The organism is Chryseobacterium sp. JK1 (assembly GCF_050632815.1).
In the GTDB taxonomy this organism is placed as follows: domain Bacteria; phylum Bacteroidota; class Bacteroidia; order Flavobacteriales; family Weeksellaceae; genus Chryseobacterium.
In genome coordinates this window covers 1,552,625-1,576,634 of sequence record NZ_JBODRU010000001.1, presented here as the reverse complement: position 1 = coordinate 1,576,634, position 24,010 = coordinate 1,552,625, and the positions used below count along the sequence as shown (strand labels likewise).

Genomic DNA, 24,010 nt, shown 5'->3' with positions numbered 1-24,010 from the left:
TATTATTTTTTTCCTATAATTTATATTATGTTAAATTGGTATTATTTTCAAAACAGAATCGCATTTGATTTTCCTGTATAAATCTTCTCCATTTGTCCTTACTATTATTGTAATCTTCCCCGCTTTAATCACTACATTTTCCAACGTAAGTTCAGCCACGATTTTTTTGTACTGCGAAAGTTCTTTCTGGCAGATGCCATGTTCACGACAAATCTCATTCACTGTTTTACCTTGATTTTGTTCAGATAGAATCTTAATGATCTGAACTTCTGAAAATTTACTGTTTTCATACTCTTCCAAATTAAAAAAAACTCTACTTTTAAATGCTTACTTTTTGGGGAAGATTACAGAATAAGCAATCCATCGCCTAAGACTAATTCTTTCCATCGCGCTGACCGGACGTTAAACTTAGGACAATAGACTACTTATTCTTATAGGTTCTGTGTGCGAAATCAGAATATAAAATTTCGTCTGCCCCTTCTTCTATGTTATAAGGAGAGGAAGACGTAATATAATCACTACATATTATGCTTTCTTTTTTAAATAAAATCCCCTGTATTCCTCCTCTTCCTTGTACAATAATGGTATGATCTACACCGATATCCGGATACGAAAAAGATAATACCCTTCCATCTCTTCTTAGAAATTGGCATGGTGAAATGGCTTTAATATTTCCTGAAAGAAAGTATTTTTTAGAATTTACTTTAATGCTGCTTTTACCGTTATTGTTTACAAGTTCTATTAAAGCTCCATTGATAATAGCAGTATCACTAATACTATTCTTTATTTCTTTCTCAGAAATATTGTCGGACTCCGATCTGTTTTTATTCTTCAAGCAGGAGAAACAGATAATACAGAGGCACAGATATGTAAGATGTATTTTCATCATAATTACGTTAATTGCCAGAACCATATTTCTTTCCAGCTGCTTAAAAAATATTCTGTTTCTCCACCTTTCAATTTAGAGCTATTCCAAACATCTATATGATCTGTTACTCCCCAGCCATCTTTGAAGAATATAATTCCTTTCATTTTCCAAAAATCGGATTGATTCAGTTTAGGATATTTTTTTCTTTCATAAAGTTTTCTATGTCCGAATATTTCAGGATGGATATGTATCCAGTCGGCTAGTTCCTGAGCTCTTAGAAACTCAGGCATATCCTACGATCATATTTTTGTTTTATAAAAAGTATATTAACAAAACTATTAAATAAAACTGAAAATGTAACTAAATTGCTTATTGTTATTTAATGATATCGAGCTGAAAGCCGGGACTAATGATTATTTTGAAAAGGGAGTTGAAATTTGGTTCTGGGTTCTTATTTAATAATTGATAATGTACTATGAAAAAAATTATTTATACTTCTATCCTTAGTATTTTTATGATCTCCTGCTCAAAGGAGAATAAAAATATCTCTTCAGAACAAATTAAAAAGCAAAAAAACATTACCGATACTGCAATAGTTAGAGGAATACTTCTGGAACTCACAGATAGTATTGGTAAAGGGGAATTGAAAATAAACTCCAACAATTACAAAATATCGGGTAAGATAAAAATTACCTCTCCATGTTATTTCTTAAGAAGAGGTGGAAAGGTTTTGTCTTTTTCGTATCCGGATATTGGAGTCGATCATACCATCATTATACAAGGAAAAAACGGTGTGCAGGGGATTTTGTTTAAAAAAGACAGTATCATCTATGAAGACTTCTTCCCTACTATGTCCTCTTATAATATACACGAAGGGGCTGATGAGATTGTTTATCAGGATTTCGCCCACAGATTTTATAAAAACAGATACTAATGTAACTTATCTATCAAAAAATTAATTTTCAATAGATTTTATTCTTAACCCAGTTTTTTACTTTTCGTGAGCCGCCCCAAAAAAGAGTATTAACCATAACTTCGTATAAAATACCCTAACAAATTCCGGGTATTTTTTTATGAAGCTTAACTTTACTTTTCCCAAAAATTTAATAACCCATTACAATCTGTTGCAATTAGGTTAAAACTGCCCGGAACTTCGTCCCACTTGCTCCAATATGTTACCAAACGTGTGCCTGCAGGAGTTTTGTCAAGCTGTTCTTTTACATACTCTGAATAAGAAAAATAGAGATCTTTGTCTGGAATTACGGTATTATCAATGAGAGATAATGTATCTATATTTTCATAAAAAGAATTGAAAAAATAGAATGCATCGTAGTTGGAGAAAGAGATTTCATTAATATTGGAATGTATAAATTCTACATTAGTAATTTTATGTTTGGCAGCAATTTTTTTTGATATTTTGGTAAGAGATGCTCTCTGCTCGACCCCAAAAAACATTCCTTTTGTAGAAGCGGCGCCAATCATACAAAATTTTCCGACACCAGAACCAATATCCAATATTTTAGTATTGGGTTTTTCAGCAAGATATTCAGCAGCCATTTTGGCTACGGCAATGGGAGTCCAATGCTGGCCTGCCAGTTCTTGTATGTGTACGGGATATAGGTCATTAAAGGTACTGTCTTTAACATCAATATTTAATTTAATATCATTAAAAATCATGTGATAAGGGGTGTATATTCTTCATTAGTAGAAAATTCATGGGTGTCATCCAAAAAAATGTAAATCCTATCAAACCTCTTGTATGGAAGTCAAAAAGAATTATAATGACAAAGTTACTCTGAAAATATTACAAAGCATTGATATCTAAGAATATTTCAGAATAACTTATGATACATACACTACAGACTCCTCACTATAGGTTTTATAAACGCTCTTATTCTGCTTTGTCTTTTTTCATAAAAGCTATCGCATCTACTTCTATCAACATATTATCCAGTGCTAATTTGGGAACGGGGATTAATGTACTTGCAGGAAACTGATCGTTTTTCCATATTTTGGCAGCTTCTTCAGACCATATTCTAAGCTTTTCCGGGCTATGATCTACAATCAGGATTGTAATTTTAAGAATGTCTTTAGCTTCCAGGTTATATTCCGTAAGTATAATTTTCAAGTTTTGTAATGATGCTTTAACCTGGGTTCTGAAATCTTTAGACAGACGATGGTTCAACCCTTCACCTCCGCTTTGTCCGGATATGAATACATATTTCCCTTCAGTTTCAGCAGGTGCTGCGGAATGAGAAAAAGCATAAGGTGTTGGATCAAAAAGAGTTTTAGGATTTTTGTAGTTGATTGTATTTTGTGATAAAGCCAGAAAACCCAGTAAAAGAGCCGATAAATTGAATATAGATTTCATTGTTTTTAAATAATTTAGACAAATCTAAGGCTCTAAATTCGAAGAAATCTTTACATATGTTGATCGTATTTATTTTTAAAATCTTATCATCATAGTACTCATAAAAAAACCGCTCTTTTCAGAGCGGTTGACTTTTAAACTTTAATGGGTCTGCTGATTAGCAAGTAGAACCACACTCTAGTAATTTGATGTGGATCACACCATTTACTACACACTGAGTTTGGCATAAAGCGTTAGTTACAACAGTGCTTACACCGCCAACTACTCCACCTACTGTAGATCCTACACCGCCAACTACTCCTCCAACGATAGTACCTACACCACCTACTACACCACCTACTACTCCTCCTAGTCCACCTAATAGACCTCCGATTGGATCTAATAATCCATTACCTGAAATAGCTTTTAATTCGTTTCTGTCTAATTTTTTTAAGTTTTTCATAACTATAATTTTATATGATTATTACATCACGAATATAGGAATAATAACAATACAATTGCAAATTATTTTCAATAAATTAATTATATGTTTCTATTATTTAATATTTCATTAATATCGATGTGTTTTAGATAAAATACCATTTTCACTTATATGTGTTTGATTTACTAAATATTAAAATATATAACTCAATTTGAAAAATGTAGAGTTAATATTTTGTACCAAATGTGGTTTATTTATAACTATTTTTCAAACGTGAAAAATGAGTGAAATTCATACCTGAAAAAGATCATAATGAAGAAATATCAGGCTTTAAAAAGCATTCAAAATCTATAATTTTAAAATAAATATGTGATTAAAGCTCAATTTCTTTACTTATTGTGGTAAAACCTGCTCAGATCATTGATAAGGAATATCAAATTTTGTATTTTTGCTGACATACTTTTATCAATGTCAATTTTTTCAAATAATATACGCTTCTTAAGAGCAGGGAGAAAGCTCTCCCAACAAAACGTAGCCGATGAACTTACTATTTCCAGAGTTCGGTATTCTAAATATGAAAACGGTATATCAGAACCTCCCATCGAGCTTCTGATCAAAATATCAAAATATTTTCATGTCAGTATTGATCTTATGCTGTCAGTTGATATTCAGAAATACCCCATTGATGAGATGCTGAAACTTCCGGATAACAGAATAGTTCTTCCGGTAGCAGTAGATGATCAGGGAAATGATACCATTGAAATTATTCCTCAGAAAGCTTCTATGGGATATCTTGAAGGATATAGTGATATAGAATATATAGAAAGTCTTCAGAGAATTGCCCTTCCCTTCCTTACCAATGGAAAGTACAGAGCTTTTCCGGCAGATGGAGATTCTATGCCTCCTTTTAGAAACGGGTCTTATATTGTGGGGAAATATGTAGAAGGTGTTAATGATCTTAAACCTGGGAAAACATACGTTTTTGTAACGCTGAATGACGGAATTACCTATAAAAGATTTAAAGAAAGAAAAGAAAATGCCATTAGTGTAAGTGCTGACAATTCTTTTTATGAACCTTATGATATTCCTTTTGAAGAAGTGGTAGAAATCTGGCAATATGCTTCAGGCATTTTCCCGGAAGACTTTGAACCGGGAGATTATGAAAATTATAATTTTAAAGAAATGTTCCGTGAGCTGAGACAGGATATCCGGGATCTGGATCGTAAAGTTTCTGTTCGCCGTCGCAAAACCCAATAAAATCTGAGAAAAACGGAATACCCTATCTATAATAATACAGCCGAACCTATAAAAGCTCGGCTGTATTATTAAAATTTAGAAAACCTGACCGGATAATGATAGCTGTATTTTCTTAAGGTAACTGCGGTCTAATTTTTTTTCATTAAATGTCCTTTTCCGGGATATCCGGAAAAGGACACACCACTTTATCACTATCCAAATCACAATTACACTATAAATAAAGAAGCAATAGACTGTGCGTCACTACCACTTAAAACTTCATCATAAGCTGCAGATCCTGCGGCAGCTCCAAATAAAGTGGATGTATTGTAACCTGCCTGATTAACGTTATCTTCTCCTGCATACACAGCATTGGTAGAAGAAGGCATATTTCCGCCATTTGCTAATTCAATCCAACCTTTGTTAGCACGCATTCTCCTTACCTGGGAAGCATGTCTTGCCTCTACGGAGTGAATCTGTAAAGCGGCCTGTAGAACTACTTTATTAGACATTACATTTCCTGCCTGACCTTTATAAGCCCTTACACCAGTATCCTCAAAAGCCTGTGCCAATACAAGGAACTGATTGTAGTCTGTAAACGGAGAAAAGCTTCCATTAGCAGTAAAATCAAATGTTGGTTTGGCACCAGGAGTTACTCCTAAAGAAGTTAGCGTACTTTGCAGAAAACTCACATGAGCTGATTCGTGTTTTGAAATCTGCATAAAAACAGTACGGTCTGCACTGGGAATAAGGCCCGCTTTAGAAAGTCCCATACTATAATATTCATTTTCAAGATATTCTAATACTAAAGCAAGTTGCAATGCATCTGTAAGAGCACTTTTTAGGAAATATGCAGTTGCTTTTGTATTCTGAGTTTCGGCTTTTACAGGCGAAGACATCATAGCTCCTAATCCGAGAGGAAGGGATGCTGTGGCAGCTTTTTTTCCAAATGCGGTAATATCACGAAAAGAATCTGATCTGGAAGTTTTTTCAGTAAAAAACTTATCATTAGAAAGTTTATCTAAAAGTTTAAGAATATTCATAATACAAAATTTTGGTGGTGAATAAATTAATTAATACCTCTTTCTTTCCATGTGAAAGGCGTTTTTATGAATGCTCCCGCAGCCATAACAATATCTTTAGGCTCTTTCGCCAGATCCAGCCCATTTGCATTAATTACATCGTCTCCTGAAAAATCGGCAGATCCCGGATTGATTAAATTTCTGATCGCAGAAGCGTGTCTGGCTTCCACAGATACTATTTTTCCTGCAATGACAAGATAGTCAGGATTTGTAATGTATTTCCCTGCGCCATTGTAAGCGGCAACGCCGGTATCTTCTAAAGCTTTTGAGGTCGCCAATACAGAATTTCGGTCATTGAAATTTACATTTGGATACTGAAACTCAAGTTTTGGAAGTACATTCGGAGTTGCAGAACTTATAGCTGCCTTGAAGAAATCACGGTGAACGACTTCATGATGATAAAGGTCTGTGAAAATTTCTTTTTCAATACTCGAAATACCTGAGTAGAAATTGTTAACTACTTTGGTATAGAAGTCGGCTTCAAGCTGCTCCAAAGCATAAGCATAATTTAGTATACCGACATCTCCTGCTCCGAGATCAAATATAGGTCCTGGATTAATGATTTCAAAATCATCATTGTTGTCACTGCAGCCTATAAGGGCAAGGCCTGCAATTGCTATTCCTACTCCACTCAGTTTCAGAAAATTTCTTCTTCCAGTATCAAGGGTTGCTCCCTGATTAGATACATGAATTGTATTTTTCATAGTATTAATTTTTAGTGATTTATTGAATAATAAGAATAAAAAACAGCATATTGCTATGCTGTTTTAAAACTGATTTTACTAAGGCATCAAAACCGTATCTATTACGTGAATAACTCCGTTAGACTGGTTTACATCTGCAATAGTCACTTTGGCACTATTTCCTTTAGCATCTTTTATATATAGGTCTTTACCTTTTGTCCAGAAAGTAACATCTTCTCCTTCCACTGTTTTCATCATACTTTTTCCTTTTCCTGCTGCTACAGCCGCCCAGATATCTTTAGCACTATATTTTCCTGCTAAAACATGATATGTAAGTATTTTAGTGAGCATTGCTTTATTTTCAGGTTTTAAAAGATTGTCAACCGTTCCTTTTGGAAGTTTAGCAAAAGCTTTATCTGTTGGAGCCAATACGGTAAAAGGTCCGGCTCCTTCCAGTGTACTTACAAGACCCGCTGCCTTTACAGCTGCAACCAGGGTTTTGTGATCCTTGGAATTCATTGCGTTTTCAATAATGTTTTTAGAAGGATACATGGCTGCTCCTCCTACCATTACTGTTTTTTCTTTCATAGTTTGTGCTGTTACCTTCCCGCTAAAAGCAAATGATACTGCAACCATTGCTAAAACTGTGATTTTTGATAATGTGTTCATAACGTTGATTTTTTTAGTAATTAATGAGTGTTCTTATTGTCATTTACGAGAGCGGTTTTATTTTAGTTTGAAAAAAAAAGAAAAAAATCACAACTCATTGGTTTTCAGGTGATTTATTTTTAAAAATCACCTGAAACATAAAATTATTTTACTAGAACTGTTTAAACTTTTTTATTAAACCGTAAAAGTCACAAAAGCTTTTTTAAACACTTAAGCTATTGAAGTTATATACTTTGGGTATAAGAAGTACACCAAATTTTTGTTGAAAATCAAGGATTTTCATCCTTTATGAAATTCATTGTGTGGTATTCCTTATCCTTTTTAAAGTGTTTGAAAATTATATAATGTTTAGATTCCTACGGAATGACAAAGTGTACGGATACACTCAACGTCATGTTTGTCATTCCGAAGGAATCCAGCATTAGAAATTATCATTCTTTTATGTGTTTTATTAAACCACAAGTCGAAGATTCAATGAATTTAAACGCCACAAAAGATGGAAACACTTTAAGTGAGCTTAAGAGAATATTCTGGTACAGAATAAGTCCACATATAAGTTTAAAAAAATCTTTAATTTTTTTCTTCCGTGTACTTGTATGCTGTAGTATTTTAAGCCTTCTTAAGTGTACTAAAGTGTTTGTTTTAAAAACTTTTGTGACTAAGTTAAAACAGACTTACTATTAAAAATGATTATATCATTGCAAAAGGTCTTTATTTTTATAGGCATATTGTTGTTGAGAGTTTAAAAAATAAAGAGAAACGACTTTTCAATCAGTTTTTTACTCTGATTTTATTTTGTCGATTTTTTATGAATTAAGCATGAATAAAAGAATATTTATATTTTTTTGGTGATATTATTTATTTCATTACATTTGGGTAGAAAAATAAAAGCTATTAAAACAACCTATTCTGAAGAGGAACTTATCGTTTTACTAAAAGAAAAAAACGAAAATGGTTTTCATTATCTATATGATCACTACTCTGGTGCATTATATGGAATTATTCTTCGAATCGTTCAGTCTAAAGAATATACAGAAGAAATTATTCAGGATGTTTTTGTTAAAATCTGGAATTCTATTCACCAGTATGATGTTTCCAAAGGGAGATTTTATACCTGGATGATCAATATTGCAAGGAATACGGCAATAGATTATCTAAAATCGAAAGGATTTCAGAATCAACTTAAAAACCAATCACTTCCGGATTTCGTATATAATACTGCAGAACTTTCCACAACAAATCAATCATCCGATTATATTGGGTTTAATAATGTATTGGAAGGTCTTGAAGTAGACAAGCAGGAACTTATTGATCTTGCTTATTATCAAGGATATACCCAAAATGAAATATCCGAAAAACTGAAGATACCGCTGGGAACGGTAAAAACAAAGATGCGAAGTGCGCTGATGAAATTAAAGGATTTGCTAAAAGATTATCAATAAATTGAACACTAAAGAATACATATCATCCGGAATCATAGAGTCTTATATTCTAGGCCATGCTTCTCCTGAAGAAGCTGGTATTTTGGAGTGTGTGATGAAGAATAATACTGAAGTAAAAGAAGCTGTAGAAGAAGCTCAGAAAACTTTGGAAAATCTTGCTACGGCACAGGCTGTAACACCTCCAGATGATTTAAGATCAAAGATCTGGAATACAATTCAGGAACAACAGGTTGAAGAAGAAGTTCAGCCGGTTATTGCTTTGGATATACCTTCTAACAAAGCTCAGGAAGAAACTAAAATTGAAGGAAAAGGTAATATCTGGAAAAATCTGGCTATTGCCGCTTCTGTAATTCTGATTCTAAGCATTGCAGGCAATATGTTCTGGATGAGGGAAGAAGCTGAAAGAAAAATAGAAATTGCAGAAATGAATACGGAAAAGCAGCTTCAGGATACCGAAATGCAAAAAATGAATCAGAAAATAGGAATGTTTTCCAATCCTGATATGCAGATGGTAATGTTGAAGGGAGTTGAAAAGCATACCGACTCCAAAGCGATGGTATTTTGGGATAAAAAAACAAAAGAGGTCTATCTTAATGCCGAAAGTTTACCCAAAGCTCCTACCGGAATGCAGTATCAGCTCTGGGCTATAACAGACGGAAAACCTGTGAATGCAGGTCTTTATTCGGACAACAAAGACAGTCTGATCGCACTGGCACAGATTCCTAATGCGCAGGCTTTTGCTATAACCCTTGAAAAAGAAGGTGGAAGCAAAGAACCTACTATGGAGAATATGTATGTAATGGGAGGAGTTTAATTTCCAGCCATTTTTCAATAGATCAGAAGATTGTTGCGTCTTTAAGATATTTATAAATCAGAGATATATACTTCGATTTTTGTTCCGTCGTACATAAATGTTCCATCTTCGGGATTCATTTTCCCCAACGCATATTTCATATTGACCGGAATATCCCAGGCAGATCCTAATTTAAATCCGTTTACAGAACGAATTTCATTGATATTACCCGTAGTAATGGCAGAATGAAAGAACGTTTTATCGATAAGCCTGTAAAATCCAATTGCTTTTCCTTTAGGAATTACAGAATATCCGTTCCATTTTTGACCTCCCAGATAATTAAATTTATGAAGCCACCTCTGTCCGGCAGATTCTGCGAGTTCGGTTGGGCTTATTCTGGCTCCACGCATATATAAAGCGTAGGCAACTGCATCATGGCATACTCCTGTATTGTATTTTGAAATACTTTCAGCGCCTGCAAGAAGTGCATTGGCAACCGTAGTTCTATCCGATAAATCGAGCTGGGCCTTATGGGCTCCTTCTGGTGTTATGAATGACATATTAATAATTTTTTGGTGTATGTAAATATACCTTTTTTTAATTAAATGCCTACCCTATACCTTTATATGAATTTTAATCAACTGGTCTTTCTGTAATTGAAAATGGCCAGACCGTTTAAGACAAACGCAAATCCTATCAGATAAAAAAACTCGTTTTTAACTTCAGAAAAATGGCTTCCTTTCAGTACAATTAAGCGGACTACCTTAATAAAATGTGTAACAGGGGTGAAATTTGAAACCGTTCTTGCCCAGTCCGGCATACTTTCCATATTCGTGAAAAAACCGCTCATAAGCATGAATACCATCATAAAGAAATAAGCAATAAACATAGCCTGTAGCTGCGTGTCAGCAAATGTTGAAATAAGTAATCCCAATCCTAATAAAGCAATGAGATAAATGGCTGCAAACAGATAAAGTGTTAAAAGACTCCCTTCCGGAAAAATACCATAAATAATATACATTACAATGAGTCCAATAGTGAAAACGATCATCCCGACAATCCAGAACGGAATCAGTTTTCCCAGTATAAACTGCCACTTTTTGATAGGCGTTACATTAATCTGTTCTATAGTGCCGATTTCTTTTTCTTTTACAATATTTAAAGCGGTTATAAATCCTCCGATTAAGGTCAGCAGAAGCACCAATATCCCGGGAACCATATAATATTTATATTCTGCTTTTATATTGTACCAATTGATGGTATCTGTACCTATTTTTGCCGTAGAAACAGTACTGTTTCCCTGGGGAGATTTAATATTGATGTCGAGATTATTATTAAAATCACTGATCACTGAAAGCAGATAGCTCCCTCCTACAGAAGACTTTGTTCCATTAATAGCATCTACGGAAAGATTGAGCTTCTGACTGCCTTCCCGAACAAGATTTCTTTCAAATCCTGGAGGAATTTCAAGGACAAGATCTGCGGAACCTTCTTCAATCATCTGCAGTCCTTTTTTATAAGAATCCGGGTCTCCGATGAGCTTAAAGTACCCTGATGAACCAATTTTATGAAGTAATTTCTGAGAATAGCTGCTATGATCATGATCTACATAGGCTACCTTAATATTTTTTACTTCAAAGTTAGCAGCCAGCGGCATAATAATGAGCTGTACCGTAGGCATTACAAACATCATGGCCAGGATCGTTTTATCCCTGAATATCTGCCGGAATTCTTTCCTCAAGATAAATCTCATTATTTTCATGACAGACGGATTTTAAATTTCTTTAAAGCAAGAGTCAGTAATACGACCGACATCCCAAATAAAACAAGTGTTTCCTTCCATACATAACTGAAATCGAGACCTTTCAGCATGACTGCTTTTACAATATCATAATAATATCGGGAGGGTAATATTCTTGAAATCATTTGAAAAACCCAGGGCATATTCTCTACCGGAAACATAAAGCCTGTCAGCAATAATGTGGGAAGCATCATCCCCATCATGGAGATCAGCATCGCCGTTTGCTGTGAATTGGTGACATTAGAAATTAGTAACCCTAATGAAAGGCAGGTGATAATAAAAAGAATGCTTTCTGCAAATAACAGTAGCAAACTTCCCCGAATTTCTACATGAAGCAGATAGACAGAAAGAAAAAGAATAATAATAAAATTAACAAGAGAAAGCACCAGATAAGGGATGGCTTTGGCAATAAGTACCATAACCGGTTTGAACGGAGAGACCAATAAAATCTCCATGGTTCCCATTTCTTTTTCCCGAACGACTGCGACAGAAGTTAGGGCCGTACTTACAATCATAAATATCAAAGCAATGACTCCCGGGATGAAGTTTAAAGAGCCATTCTGATCAGCATTGTAAAGCTGTCTGAGCTCCGGAATAATCTGATAGGAAGGTCTTATATTAGGATTAAGCTGCTGCTGATAATCTGCTATAATAGCATTTAGGTAATTGGTCAGTATTGTTGCAGTATTAGGATCTGAAGCATCTGCTATGATCTGAATTCTCGCTCCTGTACTGCTGTAAAGGTCGGCTCCAAAGCGGGTCGGAAATATGACCGCACATTTAATGTTTCCCTTTCTGAATTCTTTCTCGATATCAGGATAATTCAGCACTTGCTTTTGCATTTTAAAATATCGACTGGTGGCTATTCTGGAGATCATCTGTTCCGATTGAACATCGTGAGCGTTATCCAATACAACAATACCAATATTTTTTACCTCACTGCTCAGAGCATAGCCGAAAAGAATGATTTGTACAATCGGCAAACCAAAGAGAATCAGCAAAGTTCTGCGATCCCGGAATACATGGTAAAATTCCTTTCTGATGAATACGAATAATTGTTTCATTTTCTTTCCGTTTTTACTAGTCTCCTGATCTTTGAGCACCTCTTGCCAATTCGTAAAATACTTCATCCATAGAATGAACATTGAACTGTTTTTTAAGGTTGGCTGGAGTGTCTATTGCTTCTACTCTTCCATCCACCATCACTGAAATGCGATTGCAGTACTCCGCTTCATCCATATAATGGGTCGTCACAAAGACCGTAATTCCGTCTGCAGCAGCCCGATAAATCATATCCCAGAACTGTCTCCTTGTGATAGGATCTACACCTCCTGTAGGTTCATCAAGAAATACGATTTTAGGTCTGTGAAAAATGGCCACGGAAAAGGCGAGTTTCTGTTTCCAGCCCAGAGGTAATGCTCCGACCAGTTTTTTAGCTTCATTTTCTAATCCTAACGTGGAAACCAGTTCGCTGCTTCTCGTTTTTATATCTGACCGCGAAACGCCATATACCCCTCCATAAAACTCAATATTTTCCAAAATGGTAAGGTTGTCATATAAAGAGAATTTCTGACTCATATAGCCAATATTCTTTTTAATCTGCTCCTGCTGCTTATAAACATTAAAACCGGCTACCAATGCCGTTCCGGAGGTAGGATAAGAAAGTCCGCACAAAATACGCATCGCAGTAGTTTTGCCTGCACCGTTTGCTCCAAGAAACCCAAATATTTCTCCCTGATCTACCTCAAAAGAAATACGGTCCACCGCTTTGAAGTCTCCAAACTGCTTGGTAAGATCTTTACAGATAATTGCCTTAGATTCCATGGTATTTCTTTTATAATGTTTGTTCCTGCATCAGTCTTATAAAGCTGTCTTCAATGTTGGGCGTAATTTTTATAACTTCCAATTCTTTCGGATGGTATTGTGCTGCTATATTTCTTACAGTCTGTTCATTCCCCTCAATCCATAAAGTGAGGTGAAGGTATTCTCCAAAAGCATAACAGCTTTCAACGGCTTTATCTGTGCGGAGATTCTCTAATAATTGATAGATATTCCTGCTTTTGATGGCAAAAAGAGTCTTGGGAAAATTATTAATAATAGCTTTAGGTTCATTGACAGACATTATTTTACCGTTTTGAATCAAAGCTATCCGGTCACAAAGTTTGGCTTCATCCATATAAGGGGTGGAAACGATAATCGTAATTTCCTGCTGCTTGAGCTTGCCAAGCATTTCCCAGAATTCTTTCCTGGAAACAACATCAACCCCTGTAGTAGGTTCATCTAAAAATAAGACTTCCGGTTTATGGATTAAGGCACAGCATAATGCCAGCTTTTGCTTCATTCCGCCGGATAACTTACCTGCCCTGCGGTTGTTAAATGGTTTAATCTGTTCATAGATATCTTTGATAAGATCATAATTTTTTTCAATAGAAGTTTCAAAAATGGCGGCAAAGAAGTTCAGGTTTTCGGCTACAGTCAAATCCTGGTATAATGAGAATTTCCCAGGCATATAGCCTACCTTGTTTCGGATGGTCTGGTAATCTTTTACAACATCGTGTCCTTCCACACTGGCAGTTCCGCTGTCAGCAAGAATAAGAGTTGTTAAAATACGGAACAGCGATGTTTTCCCAGCTCCATCCGGACCAATAAGCCCAAACAGTTCCCCTTTTTTTACATCAAAAGAAACATCATCCACAGCTTTTACGCCATTATAGGTTTTTATAATATTTTGTACAGTAACAGAGTGCATTTTTAATCATTGAAATTTATATATCAGAAGTAAAAGCCAGAGTATTTTTTCTATTTGAATAAGGCTTCTCCATACATTCCTATCTTTAAATAACCGTCATTTTTAACGCTTATTTTAATGGCATATACGAGATTAGCCCTTTCATCTTTGGTCTGAATAGTTTTTGGAGAAAATTCAGATTTTTCGGAAATCCAGACAATGGTTCCAGGATACTCCTTAAATCCTTTATCTCCCTGATCAATCCTTACTTTTACCTTTTGATTAAGCTTAATCTGTGGAAGCTGGGTTCCCGTGATATACGCTTTTAAATCTAAGCTGCTGACGTCTGCAATTTTGTATAATGGTTTTCCAATCACCTGCATTTCTCCTTTTAAGGCATAGTTTACCAGAACAGTTCCGTTAATGGGATTGACAATCGTTCCTTTATTAATCTGCTCCTGAAACTGGGCTGCCGTTTTTTCCAAAGGAGCCTTTTCGCTTAAAACACTGCGGTTTTGAGTACTGTTGTTAGAATTATTCACAGAAAGCTGTTGTCTCGTTACAGAAATCTGCTTTTTCAGCTGTACAATGGCCGCATCTATATCATCCAGTTGTTTGCGTGTTGCAGCATCAGATTTTACCAGATTAGCGGTTCTTGTTCTTTCATGAATCTGCTGATCCAGTTGCGCTTCCTGTACTGCCAATTGCTTTTTTACCAGCAGATCCTGTTCGTTGGTATTGCTTGTTTTTTCGTGAAGGGCTTTAATGGTAGTTTCTGCCTGTTCTTTTTGCAATGTTGCCATTTTCACATCAATCTGCCCTACTGTTGCGCCTGCTTTAAGTTGGGCGCCTTCCTGTACCGAGTAAGCCATTAATTCTCCATTTTGTTGCGCTGAAACAATAACTTCGTCTGCTTCAAAGTTTCCCGATGCATCAAAATTGTCTTTTTGTTGACATCCTGCCAACAGAATAAAAGTGCTTATGGTAATGATAATTTTTTTCATGGGATTGATGGATTATTAATTTCCGGATATGAATTTCTGATTATATTTTGCCTGCAGCAATTGGATTTGATGAAGAATCATCATCTGAACTGCAAGATGTTCAGCATTAAGTTTCTGAATGTATTCGTGAGTGGTAATCACACCATTAGCTAACTGAGCTTCTGCAGATTTTGTAACAGATTGGCGTAAAGCGATTACCGTTTTATCCTGTTCAAGCAGCTCATTGTACTTTTTAATTCCTTCTTCCTGCTGTGCCAGGTCCATTCGTGTGTTGAGTAAAAATGTTTCCTGATCTGCATCGGTTGCTTTTCTGTTGAGTTCCAAAATTTCTTTTTTAGAAGAAAAAGTATATAAGCTTTCCAGTGACCAGCTGAATCTAACTCCGGTTACAAACCATGGTCCGAATTTATTTTCAATGATATTAAGAGTAGGTCTGCCATACGCACCTTGGAAAAAAGCACTTACTTTCGGCATAAAATCAGAGGTAAGCTGTTCTTTCTGAAGCGTATAAACAGACTTTTGAAGCTCAAAAACTTTCAGCTCCGGTCGGTTTATGTCTGAAGGTAAAATCTCCTGATCAGGAACTTCAAGCTCTGACGAATCTGAAACATTTCTGCCAATAAATAAGGAAAGCATTTTAAGATAAGCAGCACGATTGGAAGCATACTCTGTTCCTTCCATATCGGTGTTCACAACCTCTGCTTTCAGTTCATCAACATTGCTGCGGAATGCGGTTCCATATTTCAGGGATGCTTCCGCTTTTTGAACCTGGGTCTGGAGGCTATTCTTTTTAATTATATTTTGCTTTGCCTGTTCATCCAACAGAAGGATTGAAAAAAAGAGGGTATTAATTCTTTGTTTTAATGCATAAAGGCTGGTTTCTATGTTCTGGGTTTGCAGTTCCGTATTGGCTTTCGTAAGCTCTTTCTGATTGCGAATGATTCCTCCATCATACAATATCTGGTCTACTTCACCTTGAATTTTATACTGATCTTTGCTTAATGAAGGCAATGATGTGCTTATAGGAAGCGCTCCCAGAGCATCAGAGAAATTAATCGTTTGAGACTGATAAGTAGCCTGCCCTGAAAAGAAAATTTGTGGCAAATATCCTTTGTTGGCATTTTCGATTGTATAATCTTTTGTTTTTGAGATAATACCAAGCTTTCTGACCATGGGATAATTTTCTTTCGATAGACGATAACATTCGTCGAGAGTCAGCTTTACCGATTGAGCCTGTAAGGAAATAAAAGGTGTTCCACTCAAAAATACGATTGCAAGCCAGCGTATATTAAAATTTCTATACATAAGAATTGATCATTTGAAGTTAAACATCAATTGCAGCCTTTCTTTAAATCATTTACTGGTTGATTCAAAACTATCCTGCTACCATCATCGCTTTTACCCAGATGGGGATCTTTTTTTTGCGTTCCAGCATAAGGTTTTCAAACTCGTTGTCATTTAATTGACTGCCTCCCAAAAGCATGGGTTTAGCAATGAAAGGGAAAACCGTGAGACCTAATATATTGATGAGGAAATGTAGCGGGTTGGGTTCACTAATCTCCCCTTTTTGTACAGATTCCTGGTATTGTTTCAAAAACTCAGAAGTTTGTATGACTTCTTTTAAAGGAATTTTTTGCAGTAAAAGATCCGGATTATTACGAAGCTCACTAATGATAAAGGTTGGAATTTCCGGTTCTTTAATGATAAGATCAATATACCGATGTACGACCTGTTCTACCTTTTCATCAAGAGTTGTTTCTTTACGGTTCAGTACCATCATCAAATTCTTAAAAAAACCTGACATGGTTTCAATCATAATGATTTCAAACAGTTTTGCCTTGCTTCGGAAATAATAATTGAGCAATGCCAGATTAATTCCTGCTTCTTCCGCAATGTCTCTCGTTCGGGTTGCTGCAAATCCTTTTTTATAAAATACAGTACGGGCAGCATTTTTAATTTTTTCTTCTGTACTGGCATCTATTTTCTTCATTCCCTTTTCAATTTCTTTTACAAATATAAAAACAATATCAATAAGTTAATCAATTATTTTAATCATTTGATTAAAAATTAAACTGATGTAAATCAATATTATACAATATTTTATTATTAAAAAAAAGCAGAGCGAATAATATCCGCTCTGCTTCAAAAAATCTGTTAAAAATGTATAATGTGTTTAAAAAAATGTGTCTGTTATATTTGAGAGGCTTTCAGCATCAGATAATGGAGATCTGTATTTTTTACAAAGGGCTGTAAAAGCTCACTGCCTGGACCGAAAGCGGCCACTTCAACATAATCTCCTGAGTGATCCATACTGATCCAGCCTACGGAATTATGCTTTTTCTGAATTTCAGAGTATATTTTAAAAGGAAGCTTTTTATAATTGTACAGACCTTCCTCTTTTTCAAGTCCGTTATAGAAACTTAGTAGGTGTTTAGCTTCATCATCAGTTAAGGTGATTTTATTTCCTGTATAAACCCAGTCCTTAATATCTTTCATAGAAAAGTCCTTGTGGATCTTATTGAGGAGGTATTCATTGGTATATTGATAATCAGAAATACTGTTAAAACCTTTCGTAGCTTCACTTCCATAGATGGTTCCCGGATTGGCATTTCCATGATCTGTAGTGATGATAACCAATGTATTTCCATCTTTTTCTGCAAAATCTATGGCAGCTTTCACGGCTTCATCAAAAGCCAGCTGATCATGTATAAGAGCTGCCACATCATTGGCATGAGCAGACCAGTCAACCTTTCCTCCTTCTACCTGAAGTACAAAACCATTTTGATGATCTTTTAGCTGAGCAATCGCTGCTTTGGTCATTTCAGCTAAAGTTGGAGTTTCCTTAAAATCCGAAAGATTTGTTCTGTCTATAGAATAAGGTAAAGCTCCGGTGTTGAAAATCCCAAGAGTTTTTGATTTCTGGGTTATATTTTTCAGATCGCGGCTGTTTTTCAGGATTTGATACCCTTTTTTCTTATACACAGCGTACATGTCTTTTTTATCTTCTCTTTTTTCAGGGTTAAAAAACTCATCTCCTCCGCCCATAAGTACGTCAATTTCAAGATCGGCATACATCTCCGCGATCTCTGGTTCAGCATTTCTCTGTGCTGAATTAACGCAGAAACCTGCCGGTGTAGCATGAGTAATGGTTACCGTTGTAACACAGCCTGTTTTTTTACCTGCTTTTTTAAACTTTTGCCAGATTGGAAGGTGTTTTTCTCCATTAGCACCCATGTTCAGCACACCATTCTTTACTCTTATTCCTCCTCCAAAAGCAGAACTTGCTGCAGCAGAATCGGTCACAATAGAACTCGCTGAAGCTGTATCCATCAATGCCCGTGAAACTTTTTTATCATGATAAAGATTCATCCAGTTACTTCCTTTTCCTAAAATATTTCGGGAATACAGATCTGCCATAGAAAGGGTCCCAAGACTCATCCCGTCGCTAACCATGAATATGATATTTTTGGCTTTACCTGCTATATTTGAACTGGCCTTTTCTTTAGAGCTGAATAACTCAAAGGGAGATATTGTCAATACTCCGGAAAGCAATGCTGAACCTTTTAGAAATTTTCTTCTATCCATTTTATTACAAAATATGATGCAAGTTATTTTATTTATTTAATTATCGAAACTTTGTTGCATTAATTAAACATTAACTTTAAATATTGTTGGGAAAAGGATCCTGAAAAGCGCGTCCCTGTTTAAAAAAATCTTTTTCATAATCGCTGATAAGGCATTTCTCAAGGTCTTCTTCTATCTGATCTTTATCCAGATTTTGCCCGATAAAGACAAGTTCGTTGATGCGGTCGCCCCAGTCTTTATCCCATCTGCTTTCTATAAAATCCTGGTTTTCTATGAAAGAAGCATACTGTGCCCTTTGGCTCATTGGCATGCTACACCACCAAACTCCAGCTTTTTCAAGGCGGAAAGAACCTCCTGCCTGTGAGAAATTGAGAGCATCATTCGGACGGGAAGCCAGCCAGAACAAACCTTTTGCCCTGAATATACCTTCAGGATAGTTTTCATTGAGATATTTCCAGAGCCTGGTAGGATGAAATGGTCTTTTGTGTCTGAAAACCATAGAACCAATTCCATATTCTTCTGTTTCAGGAGTATGCGTTTCTCCTTGCAACTCTTTCTGCCATCCCGCTGAAGCCTGGGCTTTATCGAAATCAAAAAGTTTGGTATTGATAATCTCCCTGATATCCACCTGGCTAAATTCTGAGTGTAAAATCTTTGCTTCTGGATTTAATTTATATATAGCTGACTGTAAGAAACCCAGCGTTTCAGGATCTACAAGATCTGTTTTGTTCAGAATAATGACGTTGGCAAATTCAATCTGATCGGTCAAAAGGTTGACAATAGTTCTGTAATCTCCTTCCATATCAGTTAACTCCCGGTCCAGCAGAAGCTCACTTGAACCGAAATCTTTCATAAAATTGAAACAGTCCACTACCGTTACCATAGTATCCACATAGCTGAAACGGGAAAGATCAATCCCACTTTCTTCATCTATATAGGAAAAAGTTTGCGCTACAGGAACCGGCTCACTGATTCCTGTACTCTCGATCAGGAGATAATCGAAACGATTTTCCTGAGCCAGGCGCTCAACTTCCTCCATCAAATCCTCCCGGAGGGTACAGCAAATACATCCATTGCTCATTTCTACCAGTTTTTCTTCCGTTCGGGAAAGAGTATTCTGGTTTTCTACCAGACGGGCATCAATATTAATCTCGCTCATGTCATTAACAATTACGGCTACCTTTAATCCTTCTTTATTGTGGAGGATATGATTCAGCAAAGTGGTTTTTCCGGCCCCCAGAAAACCGCTCAATACTGTTACAGGAAGTTTAGTCATATCTTTAAAAATTAGTGTTTATGATTTTTGAAATTGATAATGTGGCCGGCAATCAGTCCCGCTGCCCCTGCATAAATTAAAGGGATATGTACTTCAAATATAAAATCTGCCATTACGGAGATCAATATTAAGCCTATAGAAGTCCAGAATAGAAATTTCAGCCAACGACTGGATATCTGTCTGGTGATTCTGAAAACAACTACAGCCCCGATGAGCAAAAAAGCAAGGTCTATATAAGGATTGTGAGAGATTCCCAGTGGAATAACCATCAGTAATGGAAAAATAATACAATGAATAAGGCATAAAACTGCCGCAGAAATTCCTATGGTATCTAATATTTTTGATTTCATTAAAGAATGGGATTTAAATTTGTTATCGTAACTTTGTTGCAAAAGTAGACAATAATTTTTAAATAACGCAACTTTGTTGCATTAAAAAATGAAACAAGTACGAAATACACACGCAAAAACTGAAATTCTAAATCTGATTAATGAATCTGAGGTTGCTCTTACCCACTCTGATATTCAGAAAAAATTAGGAGATCTTTGCAATAGAGTTACCATTTACAGAGTTCTGGAAAGACTTGAAAATGAAGGAGCTATTCATAAAATTGTAAATATCGACGGAGTTGTTAACTTCGCTAAATGTATCGGAAAATGTACAAGTGAACAGCATTTTCATAACCACGTACATTTTAACTGTAAAGAATGTCATTCTGTGACCTGTATTGAAAATGCCATCCCGGAAATCAGTCTACCTGAACATTTTATTGCCCAGGAATACAATTTTATCATCAGTGGAATCTGCCCAAAATGTGCAGTGTCACAATAAAGGAAAGAAATTTTTTATCAAAAAAAATCCCTCCAAAGTTGGAAGGATTGAAATTAGATAATCTGAATACCTGTATTTCTGAAAGGTTCAAGTTCCGGATCGTTGGAGTCCAGATCTGTGATCAGGCTTTCGATATCATGAATATTGCATACTTTAAAAGCTTCTGTGCGGCGCAGCTTATTTCGGTTAGCTAAAGCCATCACTTTTTTGGATGCTTGAGCCATTGCCTTTTTCGTTTCTCCATCCGGAATAGCTGTGGCAGAGATTCCAAAATCTACATCAATGGCGCAGGTTCCCATGATAAAAAGGTCGGCAATGTACTGCGAAGCCTCATTACAGGTGGTTGTCCCTATCGTTACAGCCAAATCATGATGATAAATTCCTCCAAGCATTACCAGTTCAATGTTCTTAAATTTACTGAGTATGGCGGGTAATGAGTAATTATTGGTAATAATTCTCAGTTTTATATCCAAAGGCATATAAGTGGTGACAGCGCATACGGTTGTTCCTCCGTCCATGAAAACAGTCATTCCATCTTTTAAAAATTGCTGAGCTTTAAGGGCGATAATATCTTTTTCTTTGGTTAGAAACGACTGCCTATCCTGAAAAGATAACGGATCTTTTTCCCGCAATATAGCCCCTCCTCTTACTTTTGATAATAATCCGTTCCGGTGCAGAGCATCAATATCTCTTCGGATGGTATCTTCAGACACGCGAAGTAATAAGGCAAGTTCTTCAAATTTAACCTTATTCTTCTCTTTTAACTGGCTAATGATGGTCTCGAAACGTTCTTCTTTTAACATGATCGTTTATGATTTCCTTAGTTTATAAATAACAGCAACTGCAATAAACAGCAAAGCTATGGTTTCAAAAGCTATTGTCAAAGAAAAATGATGAGCAATAAAGCCTAATAAAGCCGGTCCTGCGAGCTGTCCTGCATATCCCATCGTAGTAATCACCGGAATGGTAACGGTAGGTGATAATCCCGGGATCTTCCCTCCTACACTGAAAAAGACAGGAACAATATTAGCGGCTCCCATTCCAAGAAAAATAAACCCTGTAAGAGACAAAATCAACCACGGGCTGAAAGTCAGAATAAAGATCCCCAAAGAGGCAAGAATACTTCCTGCAATCACAACTGTTTTACCACTTAGCTTACTTACAATAGAATCTCCGGTAAGCCTCATAACAGCCATAGCCACAGAAAAAGAAGCATATCCGATTCCTGAGAATTCAGGATCGATATTTTTATTATCTCTTAAAAAGATAGCGCTCCAGTCCAACATTGCTCCTTCAGAAAGAAATACAATAAAACACATAAGTCCCAGCAATAAAACACTTGAATTGAACCACTGAAAACGACTGGAAACTGCTTTTTCTTCATCCACATGAGAAAACTTCATGATGATGCCTTTTTCTGTTGAATAATTAAACAGATTTCTATACTGAAAGATTAATAATAAGATGAGTAATACAGAAATGGTAATCGCCGCATGAATAGGATTCAGTCCCATTTTAATTAAAAATCCTAATCCCAAAGACCCAAACAGCCCACCAACACTGAACAAACCATGTAATGAAGACATGATAGGTTTTCCATAACTGTTCTGTACCTGAACTCCATGAGCATTCATCGCAACATCTATCCCTCCTATGCTGCATCCAAATGCAAAAAGTGCTAATGCCATAAGATAAATATTGGAAATGATCAGTAAACAAGGAAGTAACAGTGCGGCAAATAAAACACTTCCCATAATTACTTTTCTTGTTCCCAATTTACTGATGAAAATCCCTGTCAACGGCATTGTTACCAATGCACCCATCCCTAGTGAAAGAAGTAACAGTCCCAAATCTGCTTCATTTAATCCTAATCTGTCTTTTGCCAAAGGAACCATAGGTGCCCAGCTTGCTATTCCCAACCCGCAAATGAGAAATATAAATTGGGTGGCTCTTTTAGCATTAACCGTTTTTTTATCGATCATAATTAATTATTTTATTTTGCAATATTATGCAAATTTGCATAATATTGCAAAATAAAATTTAAAAATAAGAATTGAAATGAACATTAAAATTGACCACTATGCGATTTGGTGCAACGATTTAGAATTGATGAAAACATTTTACATCAATTATTTTGGAATGAACAGTAATAAGAAATATACAAACTCTGCCAAAAAGTATGAGTCGTATTTTCTCACCTTTTCAGATGATTCTTCAGCGAGGTTAGAGCTGATGAAACGCCCGGATATTCCTGAAAACAAAAATATCAGAGGTTTTATGAAAGGATATGCACATATTGCTTTTTCAGTAGGAAGTGAGGAATCTGTAGATCATATTACGGAAAAACTCCGTCACGATGGTTATAAAATTGTTGGGGAGCCCAGAGTTACAGGAGACGGATATTATGAAAGTGTCATAGAAGATCTTGAAGGGAATTGGATTGAAATTACAGTATAAGAAAATAAAAGGAGTCAGAAGGAGAAAAAAAATCATTTTTTCAGTAAAAACAGTGGAAAATAAACAGCTGCCTTTTCTTTGTCGTTATTCAGAATCGGTATAAATACGGCCCTATTGATATCATTACGTTGGGAAAAGTAAATAAAAATATTAATTTTATCGCCCGAATAAAGAAAAGACTAATTATGCCGACTGACGCTTCTCTTAAGCTGATCCCGATGACTACCTTCGTTATTGAATATTATTCACACGAAGGATATGCTGATCTTCAAATTTTAAATTTGATGAATAATTATGCCAATTTTCTAAAAAAAAGCCTTACACTGGGAATGTTTGTTCCTGTAGATTCTCGGGGAAATATCCTCAAAGAACCAAAAAATTATACTTCATGGAAATCTTTGGAACATAATAATGGGAAAAGAACTGATATTGTAGGATTTGAAGAATATACAGAATATCAGAAAGCAGAACTGCAATGTATGTTTGAAGGTTTTAAAGTAGATTATAACGGATATTCAAAAGTTAGAATTACAGCTTCTTATGACCCTTCCATAGAATTGTCTTTCAATAAAAATGATCTGCTTCCTGCAGGTTTTCAGGATGTCGAGTCACTTACTGTTTTTGATGACATTTATTTAACCTCCAGTGCTTTGAAAGCAATTGGTGTGAAAATTTAGACCGGAAAAGATTCCAATTATTCTAGAAGAAATCATTTTAAAATGAACCGCGAATGCACAAATATTTCCTATTTGTGCATTTGTGG

The 24,010-nt window shown here is 35.7% G+C and carries 29 protein-coding genes; 7 read left to right on the top strand and 22 right to left on the bottom strand.

Features of this window, described 5'->3' with window-relative positions; all coding sequences use genetic code 11:
• Positions 1–30: 30 nt before the first annotated feature.
• The 3 genes from ACQ76T_RS07105 to ACQ76T_RS07095 form a co-directional block, all read right to left on the bottom strand.
• Entirely contained in the window at positions 31–300 is a 270-nt protein-coding gene (locus tag ACQ76T_RS07105; RefSeq protein ID WP_431342622.1) for a transposase, read from the bottom strand.
• A 121-nt stretch (positions 301–421) separates the two neighbouring features.
• Positions 422–889, bottom strand: coding sequence for a hypothetical protein (locus ACQ76T_RS07100; protein ID WP_431342621.1), 468 nt, complete (start codon positions 887–889; stop codon positions 422–424).
• A 2-nt stretch (positions 890–891) separates the two neighbouring features.
• Entirely contained in the window at positions 892–1,158 is a 267-nt protein-coding gene (locus ACQ76T_RS07095) for a T6SS effector amidase Tae4 family protein (protein WP_431342620.1), read from the bottom strand.
• A gap of 185 nt (positions 1,159–1,343) precedes the next feature.
• Between ACQ76T_RS07095 and ACQ76T_RS07090 the strand changes: the two genes are divergently transcribed.
• Positions 1,344–1,802, top strand: coding sequence for a hypothetical protein (locus tag ACQ76T_RS07090; protein WP_431342619.1), 459 nt, complete (start codon positions 1,344–1,346; stop codon positions 1,800–1,802).
• 152 nt (positions 1,803–1,954) lie between these two features.
• On the opposite strand, the gene ACQ76T_RS07085 is transcribed toward ACQ76T_RS07090, so the two are convergent.
• The 3 genes from ACQ76T_RS07085 to ACQ76T_RS07075 form a co-directional block, all read right to left on the bottom strand.
• Positions 1,955–2,545 (bottom strand): methyltransferase domain-containing protein, encoded by a 591-nt coding sequence (locus tag ACQ76T_RS07085; protein WP_431342618.1) that lies wholly within the window; start codon positions 2,543–2,545, stop codon positions 1,955–1,957.
• A 214-nt stretch (positions 2,546–2,759) separates the two neighbouring features.
• Entirely contained in the window at positions 2,760–3,239 is a 480-nt protein-coding gene (locus ACQ76T_RS07080; RefSeq protein WP_431342617.1) for a RidA family protein, read from the bottom strand.
• 157 nt (positions 3,240–3,396) lie between these two features.
• Complete coding sequence (locus tag ACQ76T_RS07075) at positions 3,397–3,681, bottom strand: bacteriocin-like protein (RefSeq protein ID WP_047430248.1); 285 nt, start codon at positions 3,679–3,681, stop codon at positions 3,397–3,399.
• A gap of 447 nt (positions 3,682–4,128) precedes the next feature.
• Between ACQ76T_RS07075 and ACQ76T_RS07070 the strand changes: the two genes are divergently transcribed.
• On the top strand, positions 4,129–4,917 hold the full coding sequence (locus ACQ76T_RS07070; protein WP_431342616.1) for an XRE family transcriptional regulator: 789 nt from the start codon (positions 4,129–4,131) through the stop codon (positions 4,915–4,917).
• Between the two features lie 206 nt (positions 4,918–5,123).
• On the opposite strand, the gene ACQ76T_RS07065 is transcribed toward ACQ76T_RS07070, so the two are convergent.
• The 3 genes from ACQ76T_RS07065 to ACQ76T_RS07055 all read right to left on the bottom strand — a co-directional run bounded on the left by ACQ76T_RS07065 (position 5,124) and on the right by ACQ76T_RS07055 (position 7,330).
• Complete coding sequence (locus ACQ76T_RS07065; RefSeq protein WP_431342615.1) at positions 5,124–5,939, bottom strand: ferritin-like domain-containing protein; 816 nt, start codon at positions 5,937–5,939, stop codon at positions 5,124–5,126.
• A gap of 26 nt (positions 5,940–5,965) precedes the next feature.
• Complete coding sequence (locus ACQ76T_RS07060; RefSeq protein ID WP_431342614.1) at positions 5,966–6,682, bottom strand: ferritin-like domain-containing protein; 717 nt, start codon at positions 6,680–6,682, stop codon at positions 5,966–5,968.
• A 78-nt stretch (positions 6,683–6,760) separates the two neighbouring features.
• Positions 6,761–7,330, bottom strand: a complete 570-nt coding sequence (locus ACQ76T_RS07055; RefSeq protein WP_431342613.1) for a fasciclin domain-containing protein — start codon at positions 7,328–7,330, stop codon at positions 6,761–6,763.
• Between the two features lie 872 nt (positions 7,331–8,202).
• On the opposite strand from ACQ76T_RS07055, the gene ACQ76T_RS07050 reads away from it, so the two are divergent.
• Together ACQ76T_RS07050 and ACQ76T_RS07045 are read left to right on the top strand one after the other, a co-directional pair.
• Positions 8,203–8,772 carry an RNA polymerase sigma factor gene (locus ACQ76T_RS07050; RefSeq protein WP_431342612.1) on the top strand — a complete coding sequence of 190 codons (570 nt, stop codon included), beginning with the start codon at positions 8,203–8,205 and terminating at the stop codon, positions 8,770–8,772.
• A gap of 1 nt (position 8,773) precedes the next feature.
• Positions 8,774–9,586, top strand: coding sequence for an anti-sigma factor (locus ACQ76T_RS07045; RefSeq protein WP_431342611.1), 813 nt, complete (start codon positions 8,774–8,776; stop codon positions 9,584–9,586).
• A gap of 50 nt (positions 9,587–9,636) precedes the next feature.
• On the opposite strand, the gene ACQ76T_RS07040 is transcribed toward ACQ76T_RS07045, so the two are convergent.
• The 11 genes from ACQ76T_RS07040 to ACQ76T_RS06990 form a co-directional block, all read right to left on the bottom strand.
• A complete protein-coding gene (locus tag ACQ76T_RS07040; RefSeq protein ID WP_431342610.1) occupies positions 9,637–10,125 on the bottom strand; it encodes a hypothetical protein in 489 nt (162 codons plus the stop codon).
• 77 nt (positions 10,126–10,202) lie between these two features.
• Positions 10,203–11,327: an ABC transporter permease gene (locus ACQ76T_RS07035; RefSeq protein WP_431342609.1), complete on the bottom strand. Its 1,125-nt coding sequence runs from the start codon at positions 11,325–11,327 to the stop codon at positions 10,203–10,205.
• Positions 11,324–12,430, bottom strand: a complete 1,107-nt coding sequence (locus tag ACQ76T_RS07030; protein ID WP_431342608.1) for an ABC transporter permease — start codon at positions 12,428–12,430, stop codon at positions 11,324–11,326. The genes ACQ76T_RS07035 and ACQ76T_RS07030 overlap by 4 nt, the downstream gene beginning before the upstream one ends.
• A gap of 16 nt (positions 12,431–12,446) precedes the next feature.
• Positions 12,447–13,190, bottom strand: coding sequence for an ABC transporter ATP-binding protein (locus ACQ76T_RS07025; protein WP_431342607.1), 744 nt, complete (start codon positions 13,188–13,190; stop codon positions 12,447–12,449).
• A 10-nt stretch (positions 13,191–13,200) separates the two neighbouring features.
• On the bottom strand, positions 13,201–14,115 hold the full coding sequence (locus ACQ76T_RS07020) for an ABC transporter ATP-binding protein (RefSeq protein WP_431342606.1): 915 nt from the start codon (positions 14,113–14,115) through the stop codon (positions 13,201–13,203).
• 50 nt (positions 14,116–14,165) lie between these two features.
• Complete coding sequence (locus ACQ76T_RS07015; RefSeq protein ID WP_431342605.1) at positions 14,166–15,098, bottom strand: HlyD family secretion protein; 933 nt, start codon at positions 15,096–15,098, stop codon at positions 14,166–14,168.
• 15 nt (positions 15,099–15,113) lie between these two features.
• A complete protein-coding gene (locus ACQ76T_RS07010) occupies positions 15,114–16,403 on the bottom strand; it encodes a TolC family protein (protein ID WP_431342604.1) in 1,290 nt (429 codons plus the stop codon).
• A gap of 70 nt (positions 16,404–16,473) precedes the next feature.
• On the bottom strand, positions 16,474–17,088 hold the full coding sequence (locus ACQ76T_RS07005; protein ID WP_431342603.1) for a TetR/AcrR family transcriptional regulator: 615 nt from the start codon (positions 17,086–17,088) through the stop codon (positions 16,474–16,476).
• 200 nt (positions 17,089–17,288) lie between these two features.
• Entirely contained in the window at positions 17,289–18,683 is a 1,395-nt protein-coding gene (locus ACQ76T_RS07000) for an alkaline phosphatase (protein ID WP_431342602.1), read from the bottom strand.
• Positions 18,684–18,759: 76 nt separating this feature from the next.
• Positions 18,760–19,959, bottom strand: coding sequence for a GTP-binding protein (locus tag ACQ76T_RS06995; RefSeq protein ID WP_431342601.1), 1,200 nt, complete (start codon positions 19,957–19,959; stop codon positions 18,760–18,762).
• Positions 19,960–19,970: 11 nt separating this feature from the next.
• Complete coding sequence (locus tag ACQ76T_RS06990) at positions 19,971–20,309, bottom strand: MerC domain-containing protein (RefSeq protein WP_431342600.1); 339 nt, start codon at positions 20,307–20,309, stop codon at positions 19,971–19,973.
• 88 nt (positions 20,310–20,397) lie between these two features.
• Here ACQ76T_RS06990 and ACQ76T_RS06985 point away from each other — a divergent pair, with 88 nt between their 5' ends.
• Complete coding sequence (locus ACQ76T_RS06985; protein WP_422692387.1) at positions 20,398–20,790, top strand: Fur family transcriptional regulator; 393 nt, start codon at positions 20,398–20,400, stop codon at positions 20,788–20,790.
• 53 nt (positions 20,791–20,843) lie between these two features.
• Here ACQ76T_RS06985 and ACQ76T_RS06980 read toward each other — a convergent pair whose 3' ends face one another.
• Positions 20,844–21,593 (bottom strand): DeoR/GlpR family DNA-binding transcription regulator, encoded by a 750-nt coding sequence (locus ACQ76T_RS06980; protein WP_431342599.1) that lies wholly within the window; start codon positions 21,591–21,593, stop codon positions 20,844–20,846.
• A 6-nt stretch (positions 21,594–21,599) separates the two neighbouring features.
• Complete coding sequence (locus ACQ76T_RS06975) at positions 21,600–22,772, bottom strand: MFS transporter (protein ID WP_431342598.1); 1,173 nt, start codon at positions 22,770–22,772, stop codon at positions 21,600–21,602.
• Positions 22,773–22,848: 76 nt separating this feature from the next.
• On the opposite strand from ACQ76T_RS06975, the gene ACQ76T_RS06970 reads away from it, so the two are divergent.
• Complete coding sequence (locus tag ACQ76T_RS06970; protein ID WP_431342597.1) at positions 22,849–23,247, top strand: VOC family protein; 399 nt, start codon at positions 22,849–22,851, stop codon at positions 23,245–23,247.
• Between the two features lie 185 nt (positions 23,248–23,432).
• Complete coding sequence (locus ACQ76T_RS06965; RefSeq protein WP_431342596.1) at positions 23,433–23,924, top strand: hypothetical protein; 492 nt, start codon at positions 23,433–23,435, stop codon at positions 23,922–23,924.
• Positions 23,925–24,010 lie beyond the last annotated feature (86 nt).

Coding starts and splice junctions, on each gene's coding strand:
- ACQ76T_RS07035 (WP_431342609.1), bottom strand. CDS start 11,327: ATGAAAATAATGAGATTTATCTTGAGGAAAGAATTCCGGCAGATATTC.
- ACQ76T_RS06970 (WP_431342597.1), top strand. CDS start 22,849: ATGAACATTAAAATTGACCACTATGCGATTTGGTGCAACGATTTAGAA.
- ACQ76T_RS07030 (WP_431342608.1), bottom strand. CDS start 12,430: ATGAAACAATTATTCGTATTCATCAGAAAGGAATTTTACCATGTATTC.
- ACQ76T_RS07075 (WP_047430248.1), bottom strand. CDS start 3,681: ATGAAAAACTTAAAAAAATTAGACAGAAACGAATTAAAAGCTATTTCA.
- ACQ76T_RS07025 (WP_431342607.1), bottom strand. CDS start 13,190: ATGGAATCTAAGGCAATTATCTGTAAAGATCTTACCAAGCAGTTTGGA.
- ACQ76T_RS07100 (WP_431342621.1), bottom strand. CDS start 889: ATGATGAAAATACATCTTACATATCTGTGCCTCTGTATTATCTGTTTC.
- ACQ76T_RS07010 (WP_431342604.1), bottom strand. CDS start 16,403: ATGTATAGAAATTTTAATATACGCTGGCTTGCAATCGTATTTTTGAGT.
- ACQ76T_RS07060 (WP_431342614.1), bottom strand. CDS start 6,682: ATGAAAAATACAATTCATGTATCTAATCAGGGAGCAACCCTTGATACT.
- ACQ76T_RS07065 (WP_431342615.1), bottom strand. CDS start 5,939: ATGAATATTCTTAAACTTTTAGATAAACTTTCTAATGATAAGTTTTTT.
- ACQ76T_RS07005 (WP_431342603.1), bottom strand. CDS start 17,088: ATGAAGAAAATAGATGCCAGTACAGAAGAAAAAATTAAAAATGCTGCC.
- ACQ76T_RS06990 (WP_431342600.1), bottom strand. CDS start 20,309: ATGAAATCAAAAATATTAGATACCATAGGAATTTCTGCGGCAGTTTTA.
- ACQ76T_RS07095 (WP_431342620.1), bottom strand. CDS start 1,158: ATGCCTGAGTTTCTAAGAGCTCAGGAACTAGCCGACTGGATACATATC.
- ACQ76T_RS07040 (WP_431342610.1), bottom strand. CDS start 10,125: ATGTCATTCATAACACCAGAAGGAGCCCATAAGGCCCAGCTCGATTTA.
- ACQ76T_RS07055 (WP_431342613.1), bottom strand. CDS start 7,330: ATGAACACATTATCAAAAATCACAGTTTTAGCAATGGTTGCAGTATCA.
- ACQ76T_RS07020 (WP_431342606.1), bottom strand. CDS start 14,115: ATGCACTCTGTTACTGTACAAAATATTATAAAAACCTATAATGGCGTA.
- ACQ76T_RS07000 (WP_431342602.1), bottom strand. CDS start 18,683: ATGGATAGAAGAAAATTTCTAAAAGGTTCAGCATTGCTTTCCGGAGTA.
- ACQ76T_RS06995 (WP_431342601.1), bottom strand. CDS start 19,959: ATGACTAAACTTCCTGTAACAGTATTGAGCGGTTTTCTGGGGGCCGGA.
- ACQ76T_RS07070 (WP_431342616.1), top strand. CDS start 4,129: ATGTCAATTTTTTCAAATAATATACGCTTCTTAAGAGCAGGGAGAAAG.
- ACQ76T_RS06965 (WP_431342596.1), top strand. CDS start 23,433: ATGCCGACTGACGCTTCTCTTAAGCTGATCCCGATGACTACCTTCGTT.
- ACQ76T_RS06975 (WP_431342598.1), bottom strand. CDS start 22,772: ATGATCGATAAAAAAACGGTTAATGCTAAAAGAGCCACCCAATTTATA.
- ACQ76T_RS06980 (WP_431342599.1), bottom strand. CDS start 21,593: ATGTTAAAAGAAGAACGTTTCGAGACCATCATTAGCCAGTTAAAAGAG.
- ACQ76T_RS07085 (WP_431342618.1), bottom strand. CDS start 2,545: ATGATTTTTAATGATATTAAATTAAATATTGATGTTAAAGACAGTACC.
- ACQ76T_RS07080 (WP_431342617.1), bottom strand. CDS start 3,239: ATGAAATCTATATTCAATTTATCGGCTCTTTTACTGGGTTTTCTGGCT.
- ACQ76T_RS07090 (WP_431342619.1), top strand. CDS start 1,344: ATGAAAAAAATTATTTATACTTCTATCCTTAGTATTTTTATGATCTCC.
- ACQ76T_RS06985 (WP_422692387.1), top strand. CDS start 20,398: ATGAAACAAGTACGAAATACACACGCAAAAACTGAAATTCTAAATCTG.
- ACQ76T_RS07015 (WP_431342605.1), bottom strand. CDS start 15,098: ATGAAAAAAATTATCATTACCATAAGCACTTTTATTCTGTTGGCAGGA.